General features: G+C 48.0%; 20 protein-coding genes. 14 read left to right on the top strand and 6 right to left on the bottom strand.

Translation table 11 applies throughout. The features are described from left to right. Window positions 1-62: 62 nt before the first annotated feature. Window positions 63-821, bottom strand: a complete 759-nt coding sequence (locus IEX62_RS12085) for a TspO-related membrane protein (RefSeq protein WP_188775781.1) — start codon at window positions 819-821, stop codon at window positions 63-65. Window positions 822-1862: 1041 nt separating this feature from the next. Between IEX62_RS12085 and IEX62_RS12080 the strand changes: the two genes are divergently transcribed. The 4 genes from IEX62_RS12080 (at window position 1863) to IEX62_RS12065 (ending at window position 8444) form a co-directional block, all read left to right on the top strand. After that, window positions 1863-2792 (top strand): carbohydrate ABC transporter permease, encoded by a 930-nt coding sequence (locus tag IEX62_RS12080; RefSeq protein WP_188776062.1) that lies wholly within the window; start codon window positions 1863-1865, stop codon window positions 2790-2792. Next, the gene (locus IEX62_RS12075; RefSeq protein WP_188775780.1) at window positions 2792-3628 is read left to right on the top strand and encodes a carbohydrate ABC transporter permease; all 837 of its coding nucleotides are present in this window, start codon (window positions 2792-2794) and stop codon (window positions 3626-3628) included. The genes IEX62_RS12080 and IEX62_RS12075 overlap by 1 nt, the downstream gene beginning before the upstream one ends. Before the next feature lie 318 nt (window positions 3629-3946). Beyond that, the gene (locus IEX62_RS12070; protein ID WP_188775779.1) at window positions 3947-5221 is read left to right on the top strand and encodes an ABC transporter substrate-binding protein; all 1275 of its coding nucleotides are present in this window, start codon (window positions 3947-3949) and stop codon (window positions 5219-5221) included. A gap of 778 nt (window positions 5222-5999) precedes the next feature. Continuing rightward, on the top strand, window positions 6000-8444 hold the full coding sequence (locus IEX62_RS12065) for a glycoside hydrolase family 31 protein (RefSeq protein ID WP_188775778.1): 2445 nt from the start codon (window positions 6000-6002) through the stop codon (window positions 8442-8444). Between the two features lie 588 nt (window positions 8445-9032). Here the strand turns inward: IEX62_RS12065 and IEX62_RS23950 are convergent. Continuing rightward, window positions 9033-9158: a hypothetical protein gene (locus tag IEX62_RS23950; protein ID WP_268239810.1), complete on the bottom strand. Its 126-nt coding sequence runs from the start codon at window positions 9156-9158 to the stop codon at window positions 9033-9035. A gap of 273 nt (window positions 9159-9431) precedes the next feature. Here IEX62_RS23950 and IEX62_RS12060 point away from each other — a divergent pair, with 273 nt between their 5' ends. After that, window positions 9432-10364 (top strand): ROK family protein, encoded by a 933-nt coding sequence (locus tag IEX62_RS12060; protein ID WP_188775777.1) that lies wholly within the window; start codon window positions 9432-9434, stop codon window positions 10362-10364. Window positions 10365-10826: 462 nt separating this feature from the next. Here the strand turns inward: IEX62_RS12060 and IEX62_RS12055 are convergent, their stop codons facing one another. Further along, window positions 10827-11543, bottom strand: coding sequence for a copper homeostasis protein CutC (locus tag IEX62_RS12055; protein WP_188775776.1), 717 nt, complete (start codon window positions 11541-11543; stop codon window positions 10827-10829). Between the two features lie 476 nt (window positions 11544-12019). Here IEX62_RS12055 and IEX62_RS12050 point away from each other — a divergent pair, with 476 nt between their 5' ends. The 4 genes from IEX62_RS12050 (at window position 12020) to csaA (ending at window position 17557) form a co-directional block, all read left to right on the top strand. After that, window positions 12020-15154, top strand: a complete 3135-nt coding sequence (locus IEX62_RS12050; RefSeq protein ID WP_188776061.1) for a DEAD/DEAH box helicase — start codon at window positions 12020-12022, stop codon at window positions 15152-15154. Then, window positions 15151-16029 (top strand): hypothetical protein, encoded by an 879-nt coding sequence (locus IEX62_RS12045; RefSeq protein ID WP_188775775.1) that lies wholly within the window; start codon window positions 15151-15153, stop codon window positions 16027-16029. The genes IEX62_RS12050 and IEX62_RS12045 overlap by 4 nt, the downstream gene beginning before the upstream one ends. 81 nt (window positions 16030-16110) lie before the next feature. Further along, the gene (locus IEX62_RS12040) at window positions 16111-17166 is read left to right on the top strand and encodes a M15 family metallopeptidase (RefSeq protein WP_229685745.1); all 1056 of its coding nucleotides are present in this window, start codon (window positions 16111-16113) and stop codon (window positions 17164-17166) included. A 58-nt stretch (window positions 17167-17224) separates the two neighbouring features. Next, window positions 17225-17557: a chaperone CsaA gene (csaA, locus tag IEX62_RS12035; protein ID WP_188775774.1), complete on the top strand. Its 333-nt coding sequence runs from the start codon at window positions 17225-17227 to the stop codon at window positions 17555-17557. A 530-nt stretch (window positions 17558-18087) separates the two neighbouring features. Here the strand turns inward: csaA and IEX62_RS12030 are convergent. Further along, window positions 18088-20172, bottom strand: a complete 2085-nt coding sequence (locus IEX62_RS12030) for an ATP-dependent helicase (protein ID WP_188775773.1) — start codon at window positions 20170-20172, stop codon at window positions 18088-18090. Between the two features lie 294 nt (window positions 20173-20466). Here IEX62_RS12030 and IEX62_RS12025 point away from each other — a divergent pair, with 294 nt between their 5' ends. After that, complete coding sequence (locus tag IEX62_RS12025) at window positions 20467-21327, top strand: zinc ribbon domain-containing protein (RefSeq protein ID WP_188775772.1); 861 nt, start codon at window positions 20467-20469, stop codon at window positions 21325-21327. A gap of 302 nt (window positions 21328-21629) precedes the next feature. Then, entirely contained in the window at window positions 21630-22415 is a 786-nt protein-coding gene (locus IEX62_RS12020; RefSeq protein WP_188775771.1) for a TrmB family transcriptional regulator, read from the top strand. Here IEX62_RS12020 and IEX62_RS12015 read toward each other — a convergent pair. Then, the gene (locus IEX62_RS12015; protein ID WP_188775770.1) at window positions 22399-23055 is read right to left on the bottom strand and encodes an NUDIX hydrolase; all 657 of its coding nucleotides are present in this window, start codon (window positions 23053-23055) and stop codon (window positions 22399-22401) included. The genes IEX62_RS12020 and IEX62_RS12015 overlap by 17 nt on opposite strands. A 223-nt stretch (window positions 23056-23278) precedes the next feature. Between IEX62_RS12015 and IEX62_RS12010 the strand changes: the two genes are divergently transcribed. Together IEX62_RS12010 and IEX62_RS12005 are read left to right on the top strand one after the other, a co-directional pair. Further along, on the top strand, window positions 23279-23452 hold the full coding sequence (locus IEX62_RS12010) for a hypothetical protein (protein ID WP_188775769.1): 174 nt from the start codon (window positions 23279-23281) through the stop codon (window positions 23450-23452). Window positions 23453-24062: 610 nt separating this feature from the next. Further along, the gene (locus tag IEX62_RS12005; RefSeq protein WP_188775768.1) at window positions 24063-24368 is read left to right on the top strand and encodes a hypothetical protein; all 306 of its coding nucleotides are present in this window, start codon (window positions 24063-24065) and stop codon (window positions 24366-24368) included. Window positions 24369-25048: 680 nt separating this feature from the next. Here IEX62_RS12005 and mscL read toward each other — a convergent pair. Then, window positions 25049-25531, bottom strand: coding sequence for a large conductance mechanosensitive channel protein MscL (gene mscL / locus IEX62_RS12000; RefSeq protein WP_188775767.1), 483 nt, complete (start codon window positions 25529-25531; stop codon window positions 25049-25051). 527 nt (window positions 25532-26058) lie between these two features. Between mscL and IEX62_RS11995 the strand changes: the two genes are divergently transcribed. Beyond that, a complete protein-coding gene (locus tag IEX62_RS11995) occupies window positions 26059-26436 on the top strand; it encodes a hypothetical protein (protein WP_188775766.1) in 378 nt (125 codons plus the stop codon). Window positions 26437-26868: the final 432 nt, after the last annotated feature.

The raw sequence follows: 26868 nt of genomic DNA, 5'->3' as shown, positions 1-26868 counted from the left end.
GACGCAGAGGTGTAGCAGAATACGCAGCCATTCATTCAATAGCTCAATCCTGCGATCCCTATTCAGTCCCTCGCATTATTCCGTACAAAGAACATCCAGATTGCTGCCACCAGCAGCAGAGCAGCAATAACTAGCGATGTCCACCATACCGTCTGAATATCCGGGTGCTTCATCGCAATCGCCACATACGCCCAGACGAATACAAGCGGATAGATGCTATCACGGAAACGGTAGCTAATTAATAGCGCAATGAGCGCACCGACAACCAGACCTATGACTGACCAGACAGTCGGTGAAAGTCCAAAGCCTGACCATTCATTTTTACTTAGCGCGATCCCGGCATTTAGAATCGTAGCGACCGATACCCAGCCCATGTAAATGCTGTAAGGTAGCTTCACGAACCAGATCTGTCCCATCGTCGGATGAACGATTCGGCGAATCTTCAGATACGGCACGATCAGTGTGACGAGTAGCAATACGATCACAAGCACCGCAATTTCAAGCTGCAACGTATGCCATAGCATCAACCAGCCAATATTACAGAGCGAGTTCAAAAACAGCCACGGCCCAATCGTGAGCACCGATTCCTGACTATCCTCGCGATTGCGGAACTGGTAAATGACAAACCCGATCAACAGCAGATAAATGATCGACCAGATCGAGAACGCATAGCCAGCAGGTGTAATATACAGCTGATACTGATCCGAAATATCCCCTGTGTCCCTCCCGAACAGCCGTAGCGCCGATGCCATGTAATTCACCACAAGCACCGCCACAATGCCAATCACGTTCAGCCAGCGATACATATTCAATTTTCCCAAATGAATTGCCTCCTTGTTCAAAGGTAATAGTGCTGTTAGAGGACAGTACGTTAATTATATACCCTGCAATCGAGGTATCGCCAACAGGATGCTTTGTATTTTAAAAGAAAATCTTAATATTGATGTGCAAGTAGCTTATGGATTTTTTGCATCAATCACTCCAGCAAGGAATAAGGGAACGGACTCAGGTGGAGCCGCGGGAATCTACTGGATTAAGATGTAATGTAGATTCCCGCCCCTCCAGAGCAGTAAGATATTTTGCTTCGCAAAAATCACTTTTTATGGAACACCGTGTTAGGAGATCGCTAACACTATAAATCGTCCTTTTCCCTTATTTCCTTGCTTCCGTTAAGTGCTAATCCGAACCAAGAGTTTTGCATACGAATACAGCAAGTGTGTTTAAACCTGCTTTCTAAACCGTATTACGACCATCCAGAACCAGGTCTAACTTAAAATATATATCGTAGCTATACATATAAATTATTGAATTTATTGAGTTATATTAGGCAACTTAAATTCCAATCTTTAAAATCACTTAACCAACTTAAGTTAATAATTGCTGCTAAAAAGAGTTACTGGATCTAAACCGTCATGTTGCGAGTAGCACAGAACGGAGGCAAGGAAATAAGGGGAACGGACGACTTATAGTGTTAGCGACTTTCTAACACGAGGTTCAATGAAAAAGTGATTTTTGCGAAGCAAAATATCTTACCGTTTCAGAGCACGGGAATCTACAATTTGATCCTACTCTATAGATTCCTGTGCGATACCCGAGTCCGTCCCCTTATTCCTTGCCGGAGTGGTGCCCACCCAACACCCATGTTTAATCTAATCAACTCCCAAATGATAGCGTTACCAAAAATTATCCCAACGACGTCATCAATTTTACAATGTTTGGGTATATAACAATATATTGCGATTGAAAATATGGAAATGGTCTATCAATTTTTGGCGTAGCTTATTCATCGCAGTATACATACGAACAGGACGATTTCCACAACTATGCCGAAGGAAAATGCTGATGCTAAAGGGGTTGAGATGATGAACGATATCAGGGTATCGGAGGCAACACAGGGTGCCGCCAAAAGCGCTGGGCGTAAGCGGCTATTGCAATGGCTTCACCAGATTGTATTTGTAGGCCCGGCGACATTTTTCTTTATTTTGATTGTGCTGATTCCGTTCTTTCTGGGCGTGTATTACTCGTTTACCGACTGGAATGGGATTTCGCGCCAAATTAATTTTATTGGGATTGAGAACTATACGCATATTCTGACCAAGGACCCCGATTTTCGTAATGCGTTCTGGTTTACCGTTCGTTTTACGGTAGTTGGTATTCTGCTGACCAATCTACTCGGCTTTGTCCTCGCGTATGTGCTTACCAAACCGATTCGCACACGAAATATGATGCGTACGATCTTCTTTATGCCGAATATGATCGGCGGCTTGCTGCTCGGTTTTATCTGGCAGTTTATCTTTATTCGCGGCTTTGCAGCAGTTGGCGAAGCGACCGGGATTGGTCTATTCAATCTACCGTGGCTCGGTGATCGGGCAACCTCGTTCTGGGGGATTGTCATCGTCTTTGTATGGCAGACGGCGGGTTATTTGATGGTTATCTACATTTCCTCGCTCAACAATATTCCTAAGGATGTATTGGAGTCGGCTGAGATCGATGGGGCGAACCGGATGCAGGTGATCCGTCATATCATCTTGCCGCTCGTCATGCCAGCTGTAACGATCTGTCTGTTCCTGGCGATCTCATGGGCATTTAAAATGTTTGACCTGAACCTCGCACTCACCGCAGGGGGACCATTCAAAGCGACCGAATCGGTGGCGCTCGATATTTACAATGAAGCCTTTACGAATAACCGACTGGGCTTAGGCACAGCGAAGGCCGTTATTTTCTTCATCATCGTAGCGATCATTACGACCATTCAGGTACGTGCGACCAAGAGCAGGGAGGTTGAGATGTAATGGACGTACAGAGCAAATATACCGTTCGTACTTTAATTTTGGAAATTATCGTTGTTATCGTCGGCTTGATCTTCCTCATTCCGTTCTACTTTCTGGTGGTGAACTCGGTCAAGTCGTTCGGTGATATTTTATCCAACTCCGCATCATGGCCACAGCAGTTTGTATGGAGTAACTATGCAGAGGCGTGGAAGGCGATTGATTTCCCGTCTGCATTTGGGAACTCGCTCATTATTACGGTAGTGAGTAATATTTTCCTCGTATTGATTAGCTCGATGGCAGCCTACCAGATGGTACGTAAGCCGAGTCGATTTAATCAGATTCTGTATTTTGTATTTGTCGCGGCGATGGTCATTCCGTTTCAATCGATCATGCTGCCGCTGGTGGAGATGGCGAGTAAATATGGTCTGAATAACAGCCGTATCGGTCTGATCATTAGCTATCTGGGCTTTGGTGCGCCATTGTCGGTGTTTCTGTTCCACGGCTTTGTGAAGACGGTGCCGCTGGAGATTGAGCAGGCGGCAAGGGTGGACGGTTCGAATCGCTATGGTGTGTTTTTCCGTATCGTCTGTCCGCTGATGATGCCGATGTTTGTGACCGTTATCATTTTGAATACATTGTGGATCTGGAATGACTATCTGCTACCGTCACTCATTCTGTCGAGTCCAGAGCTACGGACGATTCCGATTGCGACGTATAGCTTTTTCGGGCAATACACCAAGCAATGGGATATGGCGCTGCCAGCGCTGGTGCTGGGCATTACGCCGATTATTATTTTCTTCCTGTTCTTGCAGCGGTATATCATTCAAGGGATTACAGCTGGATCGGTAAAAGGATAAGTTGGGCAGTTAACTGAGACTGTTATGGATCGATTCATCCATAAGGATGGAATGTATAGGATGAAAGTGTTCATATGGATGATCGAGTTGTTCAGTGATGCAATGGTTCATGTTTATTCATGCTAATGCACAAATCATTATGAGATGAACATGCTCATTAGGAACGGGTAGTGAATGAACTAGAAACGTGCATAACCCTAAACGTGCGCGACTATAAAAGGATTCACGAACTATAGCGTACAGTCAGACCATAAGCACAGTGTACGGACAGGCAACAGGCAAACTAACAAAGAAATCTACGGACGGGAGGACCTTTGAATGAAAAAACGGTGGCTTACTCCCCTGATGCTGCTGACGATTATGGCGCTCATCGTCGCAGGCTGCGGCAATAATAACAACAGCCATATTTCATCCAGCGGGAAAAAGGTAATTCAAATTTATCAGGGTAAGGTCGAGATTGCAGATGCGCTTGCCAAGCTCAAGGTCGAATACGAAAAGCAGCACCCCGATGTGGAGCTACAAATTCAGTCCGTCGGTGGTGGTGCAGACTATGCCGCATCGCTGAAAGCCAAATTTGCCGCAGGCGACGTGCCGGATATTTTCACCAATGGTGGGGACGAGGAGCTGAATCTGTGGCAGGAGTATTTGGAGGATCTGTCTGACCAACCGTGGGTTAGCGATCTGGTAGACGGTGCAGCCGACCAGATCAGTAAGGACGGACACATCTACGGTCAGCCGAACGGTCTGGAGGGCTACGGCTTTATTTACAATAAGGATATTTTTGAAAAAGTAGGTATCAAAGAAGTTCCAACCACAATCGATGAGCTGCGTGCCGTATGTGAAAAGCTCAAGGCAGCAGGCTATACGCCATTTTCCAACGGTTTTCAGGAGTGGTGGGTGCTGGGCAATCACAATGTAACGATCCCGTTCTCCCACCAGCCTGATCCGAACAAATTCATCGAAGAGCTGGATAACGGAACCGCACAAATTCCGGGGAACGAAAAGTTCAATGAGTGGTTGAACCTGCTCGATCTCATGGTGCAGTACGGTAACCCGAACCCACTGACAACCGACTATAATACGCAGGTAACGCTGTTCGCCAATGGTAAAGCGGCGATGATGCAGCAGGGCAACTGGACACAGGTGCAGATCGATGGCATCAAGCCCAACATGAATATCGGTCTCATGCCGATGCCAATCAACAATAACAAAGAAGAAAACGACCGTCTGTTCGTCCGCGTGCCAAACAACTGGGTCATCTACAAAGACTCTCCAGTAAAACAGGAAGCGAAAGAATTCCTGAACTGGCTCGTCACCTCCGACACTGGTCGTCACTACATCACCGACGAATTCAAATTCGTCCCAGCCTTCAAAAGCATCAAAACAACAGACAAACAGCTAGGCCCCATCGGCGCCGACATCGTCCGCTACAATGATGCAGGCAAAATCCTCCCATGGATCTTCCCCAAATTCCCGATGGGACTAAGTAAAGACTACGCCAGCACCATGCAAGCCTACCTCGCCGGTGAACTAAATCGCGAGGAAATGCTACAGCAAATGCAGGAGCAATGGGTCAATCTCCAATTGCGTTAGTCTGCTGAGTAGAGAGATGCGGAGTGCATGTTATACGCTCGTTCAGCATTCTTTAGTACCAGTGAAGTGCTAATACAGCGCGAATCTATACCATGCATGCAGAGTTAATGCAGGATTGTTAAACGGATATGTGCACGCTATATCGTATAGCAATAATTGGACTTTAACTAAAGTATTAGCTATCCAAATTCTTTAGTTAGCTGAGTAACAATGAAGTAATTGCTCATCCAACTATGTAAAAAGAATGCGATATATCAACAATTTTGTATACCTGCCAGATGGAAATTATTCGGTTTGTACGATCTGATGCAAGTCGCACAGAACGGAGGGAAGGAAATAAGGGGTAAGGACGATATTTGAGCACGGGAATCTACATTTCTCTCCTACTCCGTAGATTCCTGTGCGATACCAGAGTCCGTCTCCTTATTCCTTCCCGGAGTGGAGTCTACTTAAAAGCACACGTCTACAAACTCAATAGTACCATTCTCAAACCCAGCCGGATGATCGATCAAAAGTAGATCATCCGGCTTTCATATGAATGTACAAACAGTTATTGTGCAAACGTTAGCACAAATGCTATAATGCATCCTATCAAGGAGAAATTTTTCTCTATCGGCAGATTGAAGGCAGGGCAGACGGCTTATATACATTTTATACTTCATAGCCGCTCTACTCCTGAAAAGACCCTTCACCAGGACCCATTCACCGTACGATCATCCAGGCGGCTTGCCCCAATCTGTGCCTTATTTCAAAATACCAGCCATGGAGGGAAAAACTAATGATGGAAGATACAAGCGAAGCGATACACCCCGACAAAGCCGACGCCCCGGTCATACAAGAGGTCTGGAACACATTCGGACAGCTACGCGACTGGCGCGAATATGATGGCGCTTACTTGTGCCACGGTCAAAAGGCAGGGGCTGCGCTGGTGTTTTTTTCACCAACAGAGTTTCGTTTTAAGGTGTTTGGCGAAGGTGTCATTGATCTGACTACAACGATTGCTGTCCTGCCCCCGAAGGAAATTTTCAAGCCGGAGATTGAAGACAATGAGCAGCAGCTGAACTTTCTAACAGGAGAGCTAACGGTTTCTATTGATAAACAAACGTTTGCACTAACGGTTACGAATAAAGAAGGCATTGAGGTGGCTCGTCAGGAGACACTGAGCTGGAGCCCGCGCGGTGCAACCAATGCGTTATTTAATATGCAGGAGGACTCGCACTTTTATGGATTGGGCGAGAAGTCGAGCTTTCTAGACAAGCGCGGTGAGCGGTATACCATGTGGAATACAGATGTGTATGCACCGCATATGCCAGAGATTGAGGCATTGTACGAATCCATTCCGCTGCTGATCCATATGCACAGCGGCATCAATTATGGTGTGTTCCTCGATAACCCGGGGCGCTCGGAATTCGATATGCGCTCGCATGGTGTAGCGTATACGATTGGCTGTATGACTGGCGCGTACGATATTTATTTTATCTATGGCCCGGAGCTGAAGGATGTGGTGAGTCGTTATACTGCGCTGACGGGACGGATCACCTTACCACCCAAATGGTCGCTCGGTTATCATCAGTCCCGTTATAGCTACATGAACCAGACCGAAGTGATGGAGCTGGCGCGTAATTTCCGCGATAAGCAAATTCCGTGCGATGTGATCTATCTGGATATTCACTATATGGATGAGTACCGTGTATTTACATTTGATAAAATTCGTTTCCCTGATCCGAAGGGCATGATTGCGGAGCTGCGTGAGATGGGCATCCGCATCGTACCGATCGTCGATCCAGGCGTGAAAAAAGATCCGAAATATAAAATCTACCGCGAGGGTGTGCAGGAGGAGCATTTCTGCCGCCGTCTGGAGGGCGATATTTATTTTGGTGATGTATGGCCGGGAACGAGTGCATTTCCTGACTTTACCGAGACACGTACCGCCAAATGGTGGGGCGATCAGCACGAGTTCTATACCTCGCTCGGTATCGATGGCATCTGGAATGATATGAACGAGCCAGCGGTATTTAATACGCTGAAAACGATGGACCCGGATGTGATGCATCTGAACGATGGTGATCCAGTGACCCATGAGGAAATCCATAATCTATACGGTATGCTGATGTCGCGTGCGACCTATGAAGGTATGAAGAGTCATATGAATGGACGACGTCCCTTTGTTCTGACACGCGCGGGTTATTCAGGTATTCAGCGCTATGCGGCGATCTGGACAGGCGATAACCGTAGCTTCTGGGAGCATATGGCGATGGCGATTCCGATGGTGCTGAATATGGGGCTATCCGGTTTACCATTTGCTGGCCCGGATATCGGTGGTTTCGCGTATCATACATCGGCACAGCTACTTGTACGCTGGACGCAAATGGGTGTATTTTTCCCGTATTGTCGTAACCACTCGGCGCTAGGCACGACACGTCAGGAGCCGTGGTCGTTTGGCGAAGAGGTCGAAAAGATTGTACGTGAATATATCAGCCTGCGTTATCGCTGGATGCCGCATCTGTATAATCTGTTCTATGAATCCTCGCAGACGGGCATGCCGATCATGCGTCCGCTGCTGTTAGAATATCCTAATGATCCAAAGGTAACCAATCTGTGCGACCAGTTCCTGTTTGGCCCGGATGTGATCATTGCACCGGTGTATCGTCCAGATACGGATTACCGTGCGGTCTACCTGCCAGAAGGGGTATGGCACGATTACTGGACAGGCGAGAAGCATGAGGGTGGACGTACCATTCTGGCGGATGCGCCGCTGGATGTGCTGCCGATCTATGTACGTGCAGGAGCAATTGTTGCCGAGGGTGCGCTCCATCAGTATAGCGATGATCATGAGAGCGATGATGTGGTCACCTTCCATGTGTACGGTGCAGAGGCGAAGCCAGACTTCCGTGCAGAGTATACGCTGTATGAGGATGATGGTGAGACGTTTGCCTATGAAAGTGGCAAGACGTCCAAGTTGTACATCCGTGCGCAAGGGCAAGAGGATGCACTGCGTCTGACGATTCATTATATCGAGGATGCGTATGTAGCGAAGCGTCAGCATCTGCGCTTTACTCTGCGTCAGCCGGGCTTTGCACCGTCTGGGATTGAGCAGCTGGAGCGCATTTCACTGGATGAGCTAGCTGAGGGTGGTATTGGCTGGAGTCTGGATGAGAGCAGTGGAGATATTTTGATCCAGATCGAGGACCGGAAGCTGGATGAGCTGGTGCTGAAGGTATAAGTGTAGGTGAATGATGTAAGATGAAATATGTAGGATAGCACATTGAATGATGGTGCTTCGTTGAATGTAATGTAAAGTGCAATTGGAAAGCCCGCCTATAGAGCGGGCTTTTTGATATGTGCGTGTAAGGAGGGTGATAAATAGCTGTTCGACTATGGAGTAATGGATTGGATATACAAGAGTAGATATATCAAGATGAGATGTAAAAGCTACTTATGATGCTATTGAGTATAGGTGTAGCTATAGTATGGCTAGATTCGGAAGCGCTGATTTTTGGAGCGAATCAAGCTGCTAGTATTCAAGCTAGGATGAATAAAAGCTACTTATTTGCTGCGAATGGTAGTAGTTAGATTGTATAAGCTGATCGCTAATGCAACAAGCGTAATCGCTAGCGTCACGTATTCGAGCATCGGAACACCTCCTTATCAAAATTTAAGTACGTTAACATAGATGGGCTTAGTGGCTAGGTGATGTAGATTCAGACTTTTTAAGGGGATTTGAATATTTTACTAGAAAATAGCTTTTAAACGTGAGGTTGAACGGGTATAATGATGTTAGGGAGAGGGGAATAAAATCCCCTCGGTGGTTTTACTTACGGGTCTTCAAGCGTTGCGAGCGCTTGGAGACCTTTTTCTTTGGGCTGGGGATTAACTTTCCATACAACGTCATCGCTGCAATGGCTAAATTAATCAGCGCCGTCAGAAGTGTAAGCATAGTATCACCTCCTAACGTTTTAACTATATAATAATAACTTAAATAAGTCATTATTGTTTCTGCAAAAATATAAAAAAGTCACCTATTTAGCACAAGTAAAATCTTGATCTCGACGGGCAAGTTGGCAGTAATCACATAAATCGTGCTATGATCCGTGCTGAATAAGTAAATACCTGACATGGTATAATCTTTTCGCAGTAAAACATCGATAACATGATAGTGGGCAGATCAACGTACGACACATATTACCTTGCATTCATGGAGATGATCGACATGCAATCATGCTGGATTGGAATAGATATAGGCGGTACTGCGATTAAGGGTGCACTGGTGAATGAGCACGGGCAGATGATTGAACGAATGGAGCTGCCTACTCGTGCAGAGCAGGGCGCAGAATATATTCTCGGACGTGTGCTGTATATCGCGAATGAGCTGAAAAGTATCGTATATGACAATGTGAAACGTTCTTTTATTACGGTACACGGGATTGGCATCGGCTCGGCTGGACGCATTGATCGTGAAACGGGAGCTGTATTGGAAGCAACCGATAATTTGCCTGGCTGGAAAGGCTTACGTCTAGCGGAAAAGGTATCGGAGGCGACAGGCTTGCCTGTATACGCGGTAAATGATGCACACGCGGCAGCAGCAGGTGAGGATTGGATCGGTGCTGCACGCACGATTCAGTCATGGATTATGCTGACGATTGGTACGGGCATCGGTGGTGCGCTGGTCCATTATGGTGAGATTATTTCCGGTCAGTATGGTGGTGCAGGCGAGCTGGGGCATATGATTTTACATCCAGGAGGGTTGCCGTGCAATTGCGGTAAGCGTGGCTGTGTGGAGCAGTATGTATCCGGTACAGCACTGAATCGACTGGCGCGTGAGTATCATCCCGATTGGACATCTCGCAGTCTGCTGGAGGCAGCCAAGCGTGGAGATACAGGTGCGCATTATCTTTTGGATAACTGGTTGAATGATCTGGCAAATACGATCATTAATCTGGATCAGATTTTTGATCCACAGGCGATTATTATTGGCGGGGGCATTATTGTTACACGTGAAACATGGTGGACGCGACTCATTCAGCGTATTGATGAGCTGGGCGGCTATCCGGTTCGTCTGGAGCCAGCGATGCTGGGTAATCAAGCAGGAATGGTGGGTGCCGCACGAATTGCGATGCAGCGTCATGCTCTGTTGTTCGGCTAAATTGGCGAGCAATAGAGCAGCCGTTCTGCTGATATGCGTCATCTGTTTCTATACATACGGAATATAATGATGCTCGGTGTATTATTGTCTGGAATCGATCCGGTGAAAATGATCTGTAGTTATCGGGATGGAGCTATGGTGGATGGCGTGAGCAGTAGCGGATAGTAGGCGCAATAGAATGAGCATCGCTTGTCTATAGAGCTTCATTATAAAGGAGTTACTTGCTGGACTGGGGTTACTTACGTTATCTCATACCTGATCTCATACCAACTCATGTCGCATACATACTTAATGTCACACACATACTCACGGCACAGTTACTCCGAAGTGAATGGAGTAGCTGTGCCGCTTTATTTTAGAGATATATACTATTTAGAGATACGTACTATAATCCGCAATATCCATTCGGTGCATCCTGTAGAGCGTATTCAGCTTATTTATGGTGTAGAAATAGCATACGGCTTAGTTAACGCAAGCATCTAAAATTTTCCGTGCCTGTTGAATCCGTTCGGCATCCAGTGGAAGCTGAATATTTCCCTGCTGGCGCACAGCACTGCCTAGATGCACCTCGCGTACTCCTGTCTGACGTACAAAGCTCTCCAGCGTATCCAGTGTGAGTCCTGCGCCTGCAATCAGGGATAGCGAATGCTGCTCTGCTGCTCGAATCAGTGCAGGGAATGCCTCCGCTGCTTCCAATACAGATGGTCGTCCGCCAGAAGTCAGAATGCGCGTGATTGTGCTGTATTTGCCAAGCAACTCAATACTTGGATTCAGATCGTCCACCTCGTCGATCGCACGATGAAACGTAATTTGTAGATCATCTCGTTCGTCACTGGCAGCAGCGAGCATACGCTGTAATGCTACTTCGTCGATATGCCCATTTCCATCCAGTACACCAAGAACTAATGCTGCCATACCACTGCGGGCAAAATAACGAATATCGCGCAGCATACTCCGTTGCTCTGCTTCATTATATCTAAAGCTCCGACTATGCGGACGAATCATCGCATGAACCGGGATCGTAAGCTCTGACACGATCTGCTCTACCATGCCCAGACTCGGGGTCAGTCCGCCTTCTCCCTGTGCACAGATGAGCTCAATCCGATCTGCACCAGCAGCCTCAGCGATGTGAGCATCCTCCGGTGTAGTTGCAATGACTTCAAGCAGGATTCGATTCATCGTGTGTTCTCCTTTGACATAAAATAAATACTCTATCTTTAAAATTCATTATATCGCATCTTTGGCTACATATTTGTGTATACAGGTGAAACGGCTGTTTCAGCCTCCTATATCTCCTTTGTATACACGACATAATGGGAGAGAAAGGCAGGTCTGAACCAGTGCGAGGATAAACTTTTAAATCATAAAATTGCAGATTTCAAGAAGAATTTTGTCAAAATATACGTATGGATGGCACAGAAACCGCGTAATTAAACGGGTTTATAACTAAAGGAGGGATGGCATTTTTCGAGAACCAATCTTATAATAGATAAGATACCTGTACTGGGTGAAGGCATGGTTCGTGCCCGGACAGGAGAAGTAACAGAGGACCGACAAAAGCTTGTTTTCAAGTCATGAAAGGGATACCCTGTGATGAACTTAAACACCAAATACAACGATCGCAAAGATTTGACCGAGATGGACGGGAGACGATGATGGATCAACCGTTATATGGAATATGGATTGGAGACGTATTTTTCTGTTTTTCCGGTGAAATGTCAGAGCCGAAGGTAGACGCATGGATGAAGGTGATGCGGCGATTGCAATTGCCAGCGGGTATTCGCCCGTTTGCGCAATCTGGTTTGCGTCTGGCAGAGCTCAAGTCCGGGCCTGTAAATGGCAACGCGCCTACGACACGCGAGCCTATCGTACGACGCGCCGGGCGCAATAAGCGGCTACCGGGTCGCATGGTGGAGGGGCTGGCTCTCTCCGCAGAGCAGGCATATGATCTACTGCTCGCATGGGATGAACAGGCGATTACAGCTCAAGGCATCAAGCCTGGCGGTGAGATGGTCTACTGGCAAACGGTCGCACGCTTTGCACGTAAGCTGCTGCGCGATGGCAAAATTGTACCGGATAGCCGCATCGTAGCGGGTACCGGACGACGCAGTGCGCAGGCATCGCTCTATGGCGTATGGAAGCCACTGCTCGTCGGCGAAGATCGCGAGATATTTGCCAAGCTAGCCGAAGCGATTCCGATGATCGGTTTATCGGCGCTGTCCTTATTTGCTTCATCGGAGCCGCCTGTCGCTTCACGCGCACGTGCTGAGGTGCTGCATTCCTTCCTCGTGGCGATGATGGATGCCGAAATACGGCGTATGCTGCGTGATGCTGGCTATGGAAAGTTCCGCATGTATCAGGCCAACTATCGCCGCGGCACTTCACCGCAGGCACATCTATGGTGGAATACTTTATATGATGCGTCTAGCGAGCTGGCAGTGCAGGGAACCGCTGAGGATATGGCGGTATTGGAGCAGGATATTCGCGTGCACAGTTATGCCGAAGTGCCTGTACCCGAAGCAGGTGCGGTTAGCAGCACAGCAGGTGAGCTATCGCTTGTCGTACGCCTGGAGCCGCCACAGGAGCAGGGGGCAGCAGGGATGCAGGAATGGCGAATGAGCTTCTGGGCAGGCGACGAGTCTGATCCAGCAGTGCTGCTTCCGGCTGCGCTGCTATGGCGTCATGAAGACGAGGATCTGATGGTACGCGGACGCACCTACCAGCATGTACAGCGCTCGATGCTGTCCCAGCTTGGACAGGCAGCAGAATGCTCACCAATCGTGCGTTATTGGATCGACCATTCGCATCCGGTCGGTGGAACGCTGGAAGCGGCAGATGTATATGCCTTTTTGAAAAATGATGTACCGCGTCTGCGTAAGGCAGGCATTATTGTACAGATTCCTTCGCGCTGGACGCGTGAAGGCAAACGCCGTACCGGTCTGAAGCTCAAGGTGAAAACGTCACAGCTTCATGAAAAGCGCAGTCCGAATGAGTCGGCACGACTTGGCATGGAGCAAATGGTTTCCTTTGAACCGGAAGCGGTGCTGGATGGCAGAACACTCAGCTCAGCCGAGCTTGCTGAGATTGTCAAAAATGGTGTTCCGCTTATTCAGTTGGATGGCGGCTGGGTCGAGGTTGATCTGAATGAGATCAAGCAGGTGCTGCGCTTTATTCGTCGGCATGAGGAAGGCGAGATTTCGTTTAACGAGCTGATGCACATTTATGCCGAAGAGCAGGATGCGCTATGGAATGGTCTGCATATTTTCGAGATTGAGACAAATCCATTGCTGAGTAGCCTTATGGAAGGTAGCGCATGGCGTGAGCTGTCCAAGCGCGAGGTGCCGGAAGGGCTGCATGGTACACTGCGCCCGTATCAGGAACGCGGCTTCCAATGGCTGGCGACGATGCGCGATCTAGGCTTTGGCGCATGTCTTGCCGATGATATGGGACTCGGTAAAACGGTACAGGTCATCACGTGTATGCTGGATCAACCTGTGACAGCACCGCGTCTGATCGTATGCCCAACTTCACTACTGGGCAACTGGCAGCGTGAGCTGGAGCGTTTTGCTCCCGATATGCAAATGTATATTCACCATGGTAGCCGTCGTCCACGCGGAGAAGAGTTTATCGCCGAGGCGAAGGCACATGACATCGTGCTTACGACGTACCATCTTGCAGGTCGAGATGGCGAGGATCTACGACAGGTCGAATGGTCTTCGATCGTACTGGATGAAGCACAATATATTAAAAACTACCGTACCAAGCAGGCGCAAAGTGTCATGAAGCTGAACGCGCCGCACCGGATCGCCATGACGGGTACACCGGTGGAAAATCGCCTGAGTGAGCTATGGTCGATTTTCCAATTCCTGAATCCGGGTTATCTGGGGACATCGTCTGCATTCCGGCAAACGTACAATACCGCGATGGGACCCGAAGCAGAAGGGCGTCTATCCATGCTGCGCAAGCTGGTCGCGCCATTCATGCTGCGTCGTCTTAAAAGCGACCCGGATATCCGTCGCGATCTGCCAGATAAGATCGAGCTCAAATCATATTGCTACATGACGGTCGAGCAGGCGAGTATGTACCAGAGCGTCGTATCCGATATGCTGGGCAAAATGAGTAATAGTGAAGGTATTACTCGCAAAGGGATCGTGCTATCGTCACTGACCAAGCTGAAGCAAATCTGTGACCACCCGTATCTGATCGGCACATCAGGCAAGCAGGATACCGGCAAGCAGGAACGCTCCGGTAAAATGGCACGTCTGATCGAGCTGCTGGATATGATTCGAGATAGCGGCGAGGCTGCACTCGTATTTACTCAGTATGTGGAGATGGGTGAGCTATTAACGGCTCGTCTCGGCAGACATTATGGGCAGGAGCCATTTTTCCTGCATGGTGGTGTGAGCAAGGCAAGTCGGGATGAGATGATCGGTCTCTTCCAGCAGGGAGAAGGCCCGCCAATCTTCGTTCTGTCGCTCAAGGCAGGCGGTGTTGGACTGAACCTGACGCGTGCGAACCATGTTATTCACTATGATCGCTGGTGGAATCCGGCGGTAGAGAATCAGGCGACCGACCGCGTATTCCGCATCGGACAGCAGCGTAATGTGCAGGTGCACAAGCTGATCTGTCAGGGGACGCTGGAAGAGCGAATCGACGAATTAATCGAAAGCAAGAAGACACTTGCCGAGCAGGTCGTAGGCGCAGGGGAACAATGGCTTACTGAAATGTCGGATGAAGAGCTGAAGCAGCTCGTTTCATTACAGGCGGCAGAATGGGGGACGGAAGAATGAGTAAGGAGCAATGGACGATGCAGGATTGGAAGATCACTCCTGGCGTTATTCAGGCGACCGTTCGCCCCTCTGCTGGCGCAGACCATCAGAAGCTGACCGTTCATATTACCGCACCAGAGCCACAGCAATTGCAGCTGATGCTGGAAAAGCTGAGCCTGTCCGCATTGCTCGTCGAGCTGTTGCTGCGTACAGAGTCACCTGCACGTTCGAGTAAAAATCACTCGTCTACACAGCGATTGTCGATATGGAATCTTCAATTAGCAGATAGTGAGGATGAGGACGAAGCACCTGCGGCAGAGCGATTGCTGGCATGCACACCGTATGCGAGTGAGCCGCTGGAGCAGTGGGTGAGTCGGCTCGATGATGCAAAGGTGCAGGATGAAGCGGGATTGTTTATACTAAAAGAGACGCATGAGCGGTTAAAGGAGCAACCGCTACTTGCCTGGCGACTCGCTGGACTGGAGCGTGAGCAGCTACAGGAGCGCATCTGGAAGCTATGGCGTGGAGATATGCTGATCGCACCGGAGTCCACTTCGGAGGAACTGGATGAGGTTGGCGATGAAAGTGTACTGTCAGATGAGCCGAGTCTCGGTAGCTTGCTGGCTGAATCAGCAGCAGCTGGAACGCTTCATCAGGTTGGAGAGCTACTGGCTGATGTGCAAGCGTATCTGGAGCAGGATGAGCCCGCATGGGAGATCCCGGCTAGCAAAGCTCCAGTATTCGGAGCGAGCGAGGAAGAGCAGCAGGAATTGCCCGATCTGTCCGATCTATTGCCGGAGATTACGGCAGCACCGAACGGCTATGAAGAGATTCGACGCCGAATCGCGGAGCGGACAAGGCAGCGTCATGCAGCCGCCCGGCGCGGCAAAACCTAATGTTAACGTTGCAGAGCCGGAGTGTTTTATCGCCGGCTCTATTTATTTCCAGTCAACGGTGACTAACAAAGGAGACCATTAATGAACAAATCAACGTCTTGGAAATGGGCAGTTCCGGCAGGCATTCTGGTGTCGGGTATGATCTTTGCCGGCTGCGCGGGAAATGCACAGAACGACACGGGTGCAGCTGCACAGCAAGGTAGCACAGCCGAAAGTACGCAGACAGGTAATACAGGCAGTACAGATACTACAGGAAGTACAGGTGCTACCGATAATACGGGCACGACAGACAATACGAACGGTTCGGAGCAAGCGACAGATAACAGTCAGACCTCCGGTAGCCAGAGTGATTCGTCTGCATCGAGTAGCGAATCGAGCGGACAGACCAGTACGGGCAACAGTGATAGCACGAGCAGCGAAAGTGCGAATACAGACAGCAGCGACACTACGAATACCTCCGCTACTAGCGGCGATGCTTCCAGTCTGCTGCAAATCCGCGAGAAGAGCTCTCTGCAATCCACGATCTCCGAAAAGGGCGGTAAAATGGTCGTGAACGATCCCGAATCAATCACCGTTATCGTCAACAAAAAACGCTCTTTACCAGACGGTTATATTCCACCGGATCTGGTCGTTCCTAACGTAGCCTTTTCCTACAGCGGCGTACTGGAAAAGAGCCATATGCGTAAGGAAGCTGCCGCAGCATTAGAACAGCTATTTGCAGCATCGAAAAAGGACGGTCTGGATCTGCGTGCAGTGTCTGGCTACCGTTCCTATAAGCGCCAGGTCGCGATCTACAAAAATAACGTCGCTACTAAAGGTCAGGAATATACCGACCGCGTAAGCGCACGTCCAGGTACGAGTGAACACCAGACCGGTCTTGCCATCGACGTATCTGGCCCGGGCATCGGCTACGGACTGGAGCAAAGCTTTGGCGCAACTAAGGAAGGCAAATGGCTGAAGGAGCATGCTCCGGAATACGGATTTGTGATCCGCTACACCGAGAATGGCGAATCCAGCACGGGCTACACATGGGAGCCATGGCATATCCGCTACATCGGCAAGGCACTGGCAGAAGATGTGACCAGCAAAGGCATGACGCTGGAGCAATATTTTGACGAGAAAAATATCAAGTCCTAATTCATCCTAGTAGCTCAGCTACACGCCTTTATGTACAACGCGAAAGGGGAATCCCGACATGGCAACGATTGAAGATTTTCACAAGCTAGACCTGCGTACTGGCACAATCATCCACGCCGAAGTGTTTGAAAAAGCAAGAGTACCCGCCATCAAGCTAGAGATCGACTTCGGCGAGCAACTGGGTATCAAACGCTCCAGCGCCCAGATCACCAAGCGCTACACACCAGAACAGCTCATCGGACGCCAGATCATCGCCATCGTCAACTTCCCCCCACGCCGTATCGCAGGCTTCGACTCCGAAGTCCTCGTCCTCGGCGGCGTCCCTGGCGAAGGCGATGTTGTATTGCTGCAAGCAGATGAACAACTGCCAAACGGCACGCCCATTGCTTGAGGTATGATGTTAGAATGCGGATTGCAGATCGAAAATAGAAGGTAGATGCATGTCATCCCAAATGGATAGAACATCCACAGCGAGATACTGCCATTGATGTTAACCTGGATATAAATTATTGTGTTAGGCATGAAGTTTACCATGCTTATTACACACGCAAAGAGCCTGACAGCTACGGGATATCATTCCATTAATGCTGTCAGGCTCTTTTTGTTATTTTCATAATAGTCCTACATTTGCAGCTTTACTAAAAGAACCTCACCAACACCTGCGCAAAACTATTCCTGTTGCATACGCACAGAACGCAGGGAAGGAAATAAGGGAAACGGACGACTTACAGTGTTAGCGTTCTCCTAACACGAGGTTCAATGAAAAAGTGATTTTTGCGAAGCAAAATATCTTACAGTTGTTGAGCACGGGAATCTACAACTGTCTCCTACTACGTAGATTCCTGTGCGAGACGGGAGTCCGTTCCCTTATTCCTTACCGGAGTGATTGAGGCAAGCAACTATAATTTGCACCAATCCGAATTATTTGCCCCGAAACGCCTCCACTAAAAACCTCGACGGCGGCACCGTCTTCCCATGATGCATCGCCGGCGACGACACATACAGCTCATGCTTCGCACGTGTCACCGCAACATAAGCAATCCGCCGTTCTTCCTCCAATGCCGCCTGCATCAGCTTCCCATCGGGATCAGCACCACTCACACCCTGACCCGCCTTCACATCTTCAGGCGCTTCATCCTGCAAAGCTGCCTTATGCGGCAAAATGCCTTCCGAGGCTCCTAGCAAATACACACACGGAAACTCCAGCCCTTTCGCTCGGTGTACCGTCATCAGATGAATACCCTGCGGATCGGCTTGCTTCATCAGCTCCATCATCTGTTCACGCTTGATCGTCAGCTCATCGGCAAAAGTCACCATTTCCTCTACCGTTGCAAATTTACCAGCCGCGCTTTCCAGCTCATCCAGTGTTTCGCGAATCGTATCCTTGTGACGGGTAGCAGGCCCGCTAAAGTCTGCACTGGCAAATTTATCGTAAAACACTCTGCGAATCTCACGAATCGCATACAGCGGCTTGAGCTCACGTAGCTTTTTCAAAAATACGATCCGTTCCTTCACCTGCTGACGCTGGAAGGTTTGCAGGCGCTCCCAGTGATACAGATGAATCAGCGGATACTTTTTCGCCTGCTTTTGCTCCTGACTCATAATATAATCCATACCCGTATCGCGCGAAATGTACAGCGGCCCGATCACGCCAGGTAAAGCTTCCATCCGGCGCGGATTGACCGCCAGCCGTAAATGATCCATGACCGGACGAATGAGTGAATGATCATAAAACACCGGCGCTTCTCCATACTGAATAAATGGAATATCCTCCATCAGCAGACGCTCGGCAATCGCACGCGTTCCGCTGACTGTACGATGCAAAATCGCAATATCGCCCAGCGCATAGCCATCCTCTTGCTGCTGACGAAGTCGTTTCACGATCCAATCCGCTTCTTCATCCGCATGGGCAGGACGCAGATAACGTGGGCTTTGTCCTTCGGTGACCCCAGCTTGCAGCGTCTTCGCATGACGTGCCTCATTATGAGCGATCAGCTTCACACCAAGCCCTAGAATCTGCGGGTGGCTGCGATAATTAATATCCAGCGCAATAATGCGTGTGCCCGGATAGCGCTTTGGAAAATCCAGGATATACTCTTGACGCGCCCCGTTAAAGGAGTAGATCGTCTGATCATCGTCACCCACAACCATCAGATTGCGATGCTGCTGTGCCAATTTGTCCACCATACCGTATTGCAGGCGGTTCGTATCCTGAAATTCATCCACCATAATATATTGAAAACGCTGCTGTAGCGTAGCGAGCAGCCCTTCATTTTCTAATAGCTGCTCAGCACGCAGTAAAATATCGTCAAAGTCGATTCGATTATAATTACGTTTCCATTCCTCATAGCGACAGAGCAGAGCACAGCGATCGCGCTCCTCCGGTGTATCCTTAGGCAGATCCTCTGCTGTTTTGCCTTCCAGCTTGATCGCAGATAGCATGGCGAGTAGCGTTTCTGGCGGAGTCGTGCTGGTTGAATTGATTTCGCGTCGCAGACGCTGGATGACGCCATGCTGCGCACGGGTATCCCCGAAGATGTCCTCGGTCAATTGACCATAACGACGGAGCAGCAACAAGCCGAATGCATGGAATGTTCGTGCTTCAATGGCTTTGGCAGTCCGAGCGTTCACGCCGGGTAGCGCAGCAATCCGGCTTTTCATCTCGGCGGCAGCCTTGGTCGTAAAGGTAACGAGCAGAATCTGCTTCGGATCAACCTTGCGTACGGATAATAGATATCCGGTTCGTGCCGTCAGCACCGTCGTTTTGCCGCAGCCCGCACCGGCTAGTGTGAGCAGCGGGCCATCTCCATGTCGAACCGCTTCAATCTGAGGGGCATTGAGCAGAATGCCCTGCTTCTCCAAGGCACGGAAGAAAAAAGCATCCTCCATGCTATCCGGTACGAGCGTGACACTCGTATCGGATGGCGCGATGGCAGCGGCAGGTAGTGTAGTATGCAGGGCGACCCCCTGTGGTCGTAGGGAGTCTTTCATTATTGTGTCTTTCAAAAGGGATCTTCCTTTCCTTGCTATTCGCAGCGTCCGAATAGGTGGGACGAAGCGGGTTTATGCCCGTTTTTTTTAACTGAGCGAAAATTTTGTTATGATAGGGTTACAAGCCGTTTTGATTGAGGGTATATTCGTTATAACCGATTACTTTTATACATATCCTTCTATTATAATGGATGTATACTCTTTGAGTAATCCCCCAATAGAGCGCTTGTTGTGATTGGTAACGGGATAGTGACCGCTGCACGGTGAAAATGTAGCAGCCGTCCGTGGAATTAGAGGAGGAGAATAGTCATGAATATCTTACAACGGCTAAAGAGCGGTGCTGGTAAAGCAACCGAGCGAGCGCAAAATGCGGTAGAGGTCAATCGGATGAATGGACATATCGTGGACATTGAGCGCGAAATTGGCGTACATTATATGCGTATGGGCGAGGTATTCTATGAAGGCTATCGTGCAGGGGATATGTCGATTGCCGAGGAAGAGATGACCGAGCTGTGCAAGGCGTGCGATCTGCTGAATGAAGAGATCGAGGAGATTCGTACGCGCATTGCTATTTTGAAAAATGAACGTATTTGCGAATGTGGTACGGTGGTGGCACTGGATGCTAATTTCTGCCCGAACTGCGGACGCAAAATGGAAAAGCTCGTCACACCACGTAGTGAGCGTGAAGCGACAGATGAGCGCGAAGCTTCGTACGAGAGTGGACTGGATGCGCTGGTATCATCGCCACGTCGCGATGAGCAGGAGCTCGATCTGTCTGAGCTGACAGGTGAAGAAACGGAACAGCGCCGCGCAGAGCGTTTACGTGAAGATCAGGAGCGCCAGGATGAGCTGGATCGTCTGGTACGTGCATGGAAGCAGGATCTGGGCATTCCTTTAGAGGAGGAGCAAGAAAATACGGCTCAAGCAGCCAAGTCAGCTTCTTCTACCAGCCAGACAGCTACGCCAGCGCCAACAGCGGCTTTTCCATCGTTAACGAAAATGCGAGACGCAACTGCTTCGGAGGGGGATACCCTGCTGGCAACCGAGCCAGTGGAAGCACCGGAACCGGAAACGGTAGATCCCGGTACATTTAACTGTCAGGTATGCGGCAAAGCACTGCCTAAAGGCTCCAAATGGTGTCCAAGCTGCGGAACCGAACAGGTCGTTTAATTCCTTATTGAATAGGGGGAATCGCACTGCTTTTGTAGCGTAATTCACGCGTGCGGTGGTGATCATAGCATTTTCCCATATCCATGCTGACTTATTTTATACACACATCATGAATCACATACGAACCAGGCAACAGCAGGCTGATCACTACCTACCGATCAGCCTGCTGCTGTCTATATACATAATGTATCGCGGATCAGTCGGAGCATTGGCGAATGGAACGTGTTCCAGCCTATTCTTGTTCACGCCCGCTTGAGCTTGTCTGCCGGGCATCAAAATGACTGCAAAGGACGGTATGCCTGATGGAACAACTGCTTCAGCATTTGCGTAATCTTGGATTTACCGAGCTCGAATCAAAGGTCATGGTTTGTCTGGCACAGCAATCTACACAGTCGGGATACGAGGTGGCCAAGCGGCTTGGCGTGTCACGCTCTAACGTATATGCGACATTACAGCGTTTACTCACACGTGGCGTTGTACAACTGACACCTGGTGAGCCAGCAAGGTACAGCATGCTTCCGGTAAAGGAGCTGACTCGTATGATCGCAGGGCAGATTGATGCGTCACTGTCGTATTTGGAACAGGCAATGCCGAGTAGTCGTGAGGAAAGTCCTTCGTTTCATATTGTAGAGGGAGAGCGTAATGTGATCGAGCTGATCAATCGGGAGCTGGATAAGGCGGGCGAAGAGATCGTCGCGGGAATCTGGCGTGAGGAAGCGGCATGGTTTCGCCAAAAATTAGAAAATGCCGAGCAGCGCGGCGTTCGAGTATTATGGTCGTTCGAGGGTCTGGAGGAGGATGGGCATCCGGGGATTCGTCTACTCAAGGGAGGGATCAGCGGACGCAAATTCTGGATGGTCATCGACCGTCACTGGTGCATTGTCGGCATGCGCGGCGATGGTATTCCTGCGCAGGCACTTGTTACCGAGCATCCGCTGATGGCTGAGCTGCTATTGCAGCATTTTTCCCAGGAGATTATTTTATATGAAATGGAAAATGATCTGGGTCAGGAGCTAATCCGGCGTTATGGACAGGGCTATACGCGCATTTTGGATCGCTATTTGCCCGGTATTATTCCAGCGGACTGAGCTGTTGTAGCAAGGTGCAGGTTTTCTCATAATAGCCAGGCGACTGTGGAACAAATTGCTCTACAGTGACCTCGACATGTACATAGGGTAGATCGCCCGCAGGCGCTTCTGCTGGCTGACCATATACACCCGTTGCGGTTACGGAGGCACGTTCCCCGTGGAACATTTCCAGCATTTGCGAGAGTGGTGCTTCAAATACACCAGCCACTTCGTCCGCTTGCAGCTCGTATTGCTGTAATGTGAGTGGACTGCATGCGCCAAACACACTACTTACCTCACGATCAATCAATGTTCCAGAGGGACTTTCAAACTCCCATCCATCGCGCGTGATGAAGAGTGGGGTGAGCTGATCGAAGCGAAGCGGCACACCTAACTCTTCCTCCAGCTCGCGCACCGCCTGCTCTACCGTCTCGCCTGCGAGTAAATGTCCGGCGGCGGTGATGTCGTATAGATCGGGAAATGTATCTTTATTATGCTGACGCTGTTGAAAAACGAGCATACGACCTGCTTCGGTATCGCGTACAAGCCAGCAGTGAAAGGTATGATGCCAGTGTCCAACACGATGCACCTCTGAGCGCGGACATACACCGATATGCTGATCTTGTTCGTCGTAAATATCTAGTAGTTCGTGATCTGCCATGATGAAGGAGTCACATCCTTGTCGTTAGATTTACACCGCTCGGGCAAGGAATAAGGGGACGGACTCGGTGGAGCCGCGGGAATCTTTTGAATTTGGAAAGAATGAAGATTCCCGCCCCTCCAAAGAGGTAAGATATTTTGCTTCGCAAAAATCACTCTTCATTAGAACCCCGTGTTAGAAAATCGCTAACACTTCTTTCCCCTTATTTCCTTGCCCTCGCTCTGTGCGTGTCGCAGCATTTTTAAGTGCAAGTGCAAGTGCAAGTGCAAGTGCAAGTGCAAGTGCAAGTGCAAGTGCAAGTGCAAGTGCAAGTGCAAGTGCAAGTGCAAGTGCAAGTGCAAGTGCAAGTGCAAGTGCAAGTACAAGTGCAAGTGCAAGTGCAAGTGTTACGCTTTAAAATGTGAAGCTTTACGTTCGAAGCGCGAATTGTAGCATACAAACGTACTACTTTAATATGGATTAGTATCATGAACGGCTTAAATGTAAAATTCGGTCTATTCCATTTTATAAGAAATATAGCTGCTCATACAGTGACTTCATCGTTCTGTACAATATCAGGATTCGTCTTTAGAGCAGTTCAGGTATTAGCGCATGTGTGCAAAGGCGTATGGATGTGAGCCGCAGGGAACGGAGCAAAGGAAATAAGGAAGCTCATTCCTTTATTCTTTTCCGGTTACCAGAGTCGTGTCTGCTTCCTGCACAAAGCATTTGCCTGTGTCTTAACTGCTCTAAGATTGCATGGATATGTACTATTATAATAGAAGAAAAATTGTGAATATTTTTTAAACTAAATAAAAAATAATCTGTGCAAAGTTAAATATCTTACATCTTTTTAATCGAGTTTCTTCTATTATAATAGTGAGCCGTGAAATGGGTGAGAAGCGGTTGAAATAATCTGGCATCGTGTAAGTATGAACGTCATGTATGCTCATCATTATATCGAGATTAAAACGGTGCCGCCACTACAGCATACCATACCCTACAATAGAGAAAGGTTGGAGAGCCAAATGGAATGTATCGTAAAGTTTGATGTGGTTCACGAACAGGAGACGAAGTCGCTACGAGGACTTATTTTTGTAAACGAAGATGAGCTTCCAAATGTAAATCAATTGACCGAGATGTTAACTGATATGAAGTATGAAGTAAAAGCCGACCCATCTGATCCGATGCGTTACAACCCTGTAAATCCACAAGCGGACTACCAATATATCCATATTCGTGAGCTGGATACAGGTGATAAGACATATAAGGAAGACCGGGACTTAAAGAATATTGTATCGAATCTTCTTCCCAGCCAAAACCGTCCGATCTAACATCAGCCTGGACTCTGGCAGGATAAAAATGAGCATACAGTACTTGATCGTATCCGATAAAGCGCCTTGACCGAGCATTTCATGCTCACAAGGCGTTTTGTTTTGCATATTTACGTAATGCTTAGAATAACGTAAATATTACGAGGGGGAGAGCCAACCGAGTAAGGAGGATGTAAAGTCAGTCGTATCATATAAAGGATTAAAGTGTAAGGAATAGCGAAGTGTTGAAGATACTCCGAAGAAGAGTGTAGACGGGGAAAGTATGAAATTGCATCATTGGTCAGAAGTAGAAGTAGAAGTAGAAGTAGAAGTAGAAGTAGAAGTAGAAGTAGAAGTAGAAGTAGAAGTAGAAGTAGAAGTAGATAGAAGTAGAAGTAGAAGTAGAAGTAGAAGTAGAAGTAGAAGTAGAAGTAGAAGTAGAAGTAGAAGTAGAAGTAGAAGTAGAAGTAGAAGTAGAAGTAGAAGTAGAAGTAGAAGTAGACAGCGTAGTTACATAGAAATGAAAGATCGGGTTGAAGGTAAAATAGAAGGAGCAGGAGTATACATAATACAGTGCTACCTGCCACCTTCATTTTTAACGACTCCCACATGTGCAAAGCCTATACAAACCCAATCTCCAAAACAAAAAGGACTGCCCGTCAAGGCAGTCCCTCTTCTTTTATCTTTCAATACCTATACCATCACACGGTCGGCGCAGCCGTATCCAGCTGAGATGTGCAGTGCGGGCAGCGTGTTGCTTTGATCGATACTTCATTTGTGCAATATGGGCATGCACGCGTTGTTTTCTCTGGCTCTGGCTTCGCGTGTTCTTTGCGCTTGAGCATATTGATACCTTTCACCAGCAAGAACACGCACAATGCTACGATCAGGAAGTCGATTACGTTGTTAATAAACTGACCATATGCGATGACCGCTGCCCCTGCCTGCTGAGCTTCAGCGAGCGATACGAAGTGCTTCGCATTGCTTCCTGTTAATTCATCCAGATTGATGAACAGATCGGCGAAGTTGACGCCACCGAGCAGCTTCCCGACAGGGGGCATAATGATGTCATTTACCAGGGAAGTAACAATTTTACCAAATGCTGCACCGATGATAACCCCGACAGCGAGGTCGATGACGTTGCCGCGCACGGCAAATTCCTTAAATTCTTTCACTAATCCCATAGTTCTTAGCTCCTTTTTATTCAAAAATGGATAGTTTTGCTACATTTCGTAGTAAAAAATGTCGTTTTGGCTGATTTGGAACTTTGGACATATCAGCAGGCAGATTTCATTTTAACATATTTGCTAAATTAAGTATGAATTCCTGCTTCCTTTTGAAGCAAGATTCATGAGGTGAAAGAATTGTAAACGGATACACTTAATAGTAACAAATAATTAACCAACGTAATTAACAGATTTAACCAGTTTCAAACTTGAAATAGTGTTTAAATTACCAAGTAAACTGTAAATGGGGTGAGAACTAGACGGAAAGACCTGTAAATTTCTGAAAAGAAAAAAAGGCTGAGTCTAAAGGGATAGAATACGACATTTTATATTCCTTAATGCCCAAAACCAAAGATATATAAAGTCGAAAATTAAAAAAATAAAGTTTTATTTTTAGACTAGCATTCGACATGATTTTCAGATAACCTAAATTATAATTTATTCAAAACGAATAAGAGCCAACTGGATCATAGGAGGGAATTGATGTGAGAAATCAGCAAGTCCTTAATCAAGCATGGATCGAAAAGAAGAATGAGGTGAAGACATTCTTCCACCGTCTTTCCACCGATCCAGCACTACAAGACAGCAAAACTTGCAAATCGAATGGACATCTGGCAGACTGGTTGTCGTTGGCCCGTTACCCGTTGAATCAGGAAATATCGTATCAGCAGGGGATTTATCAAGATAAAATGTATCGTCCAATTTCAGAACAGAGCGCGAAGAGCATCAATGTGGCGTTGTTGATTGATATGATTTTCGAGAAAATGGGCATTCAAGGAAATGTAGATGATCTCATGAACCATATCAACAATGGAGGAACATTGGAAGGATTCATGACAGCAGAGGATAACCAATCTTCATAAAAATGGTAAATGAAACCATTTTCGCAAGTGAAGGTGGTTTACAAAGCTTTCATCAGGCAGTATAATGAGCGCATAAGTTATTCAAAACGAATAACTATTAAGGACGGGTACAGAGTTCATCCCACAACTGCATAGCGAAATATGGAATATGGATGTAAGAAGCAATGTACGTAGCTTTGTAACAGTCATCATATACAGAACGGCAATCTCTCTTGGTCTGACATTGAAGTGAACGCCGTTATTTTCTATTCTTAACATGTTACAAATTTGTAATTTAAAAATGACAGAATGTAACTAATACACGTACATGTTGATTTTGAAGCCGGAAAGGAGAATGCAAACCGGATATGCGGGCCACATCAGCAAACACAGCATGACAAAGCAGATAGCTTGCTTGTACAGCGTAGTGTTGGCGAACTTCGAAATGAAAGA

The sequence above is a fragment of the Paenibacillus hunanensis genome (assembly GCF_014645615.1).
GTDB lineage: Bacteria > Bacillota > Bacilli > Paenibacillales > Paenibacillaceae > Saccharibacillus > Saccharibacillus hunanensis.
The sequence above is the reverse complement of the archived record's forward strand: the minus strand, read 5'-3'. Positions and strand labels throughout refer to the sequence as shown.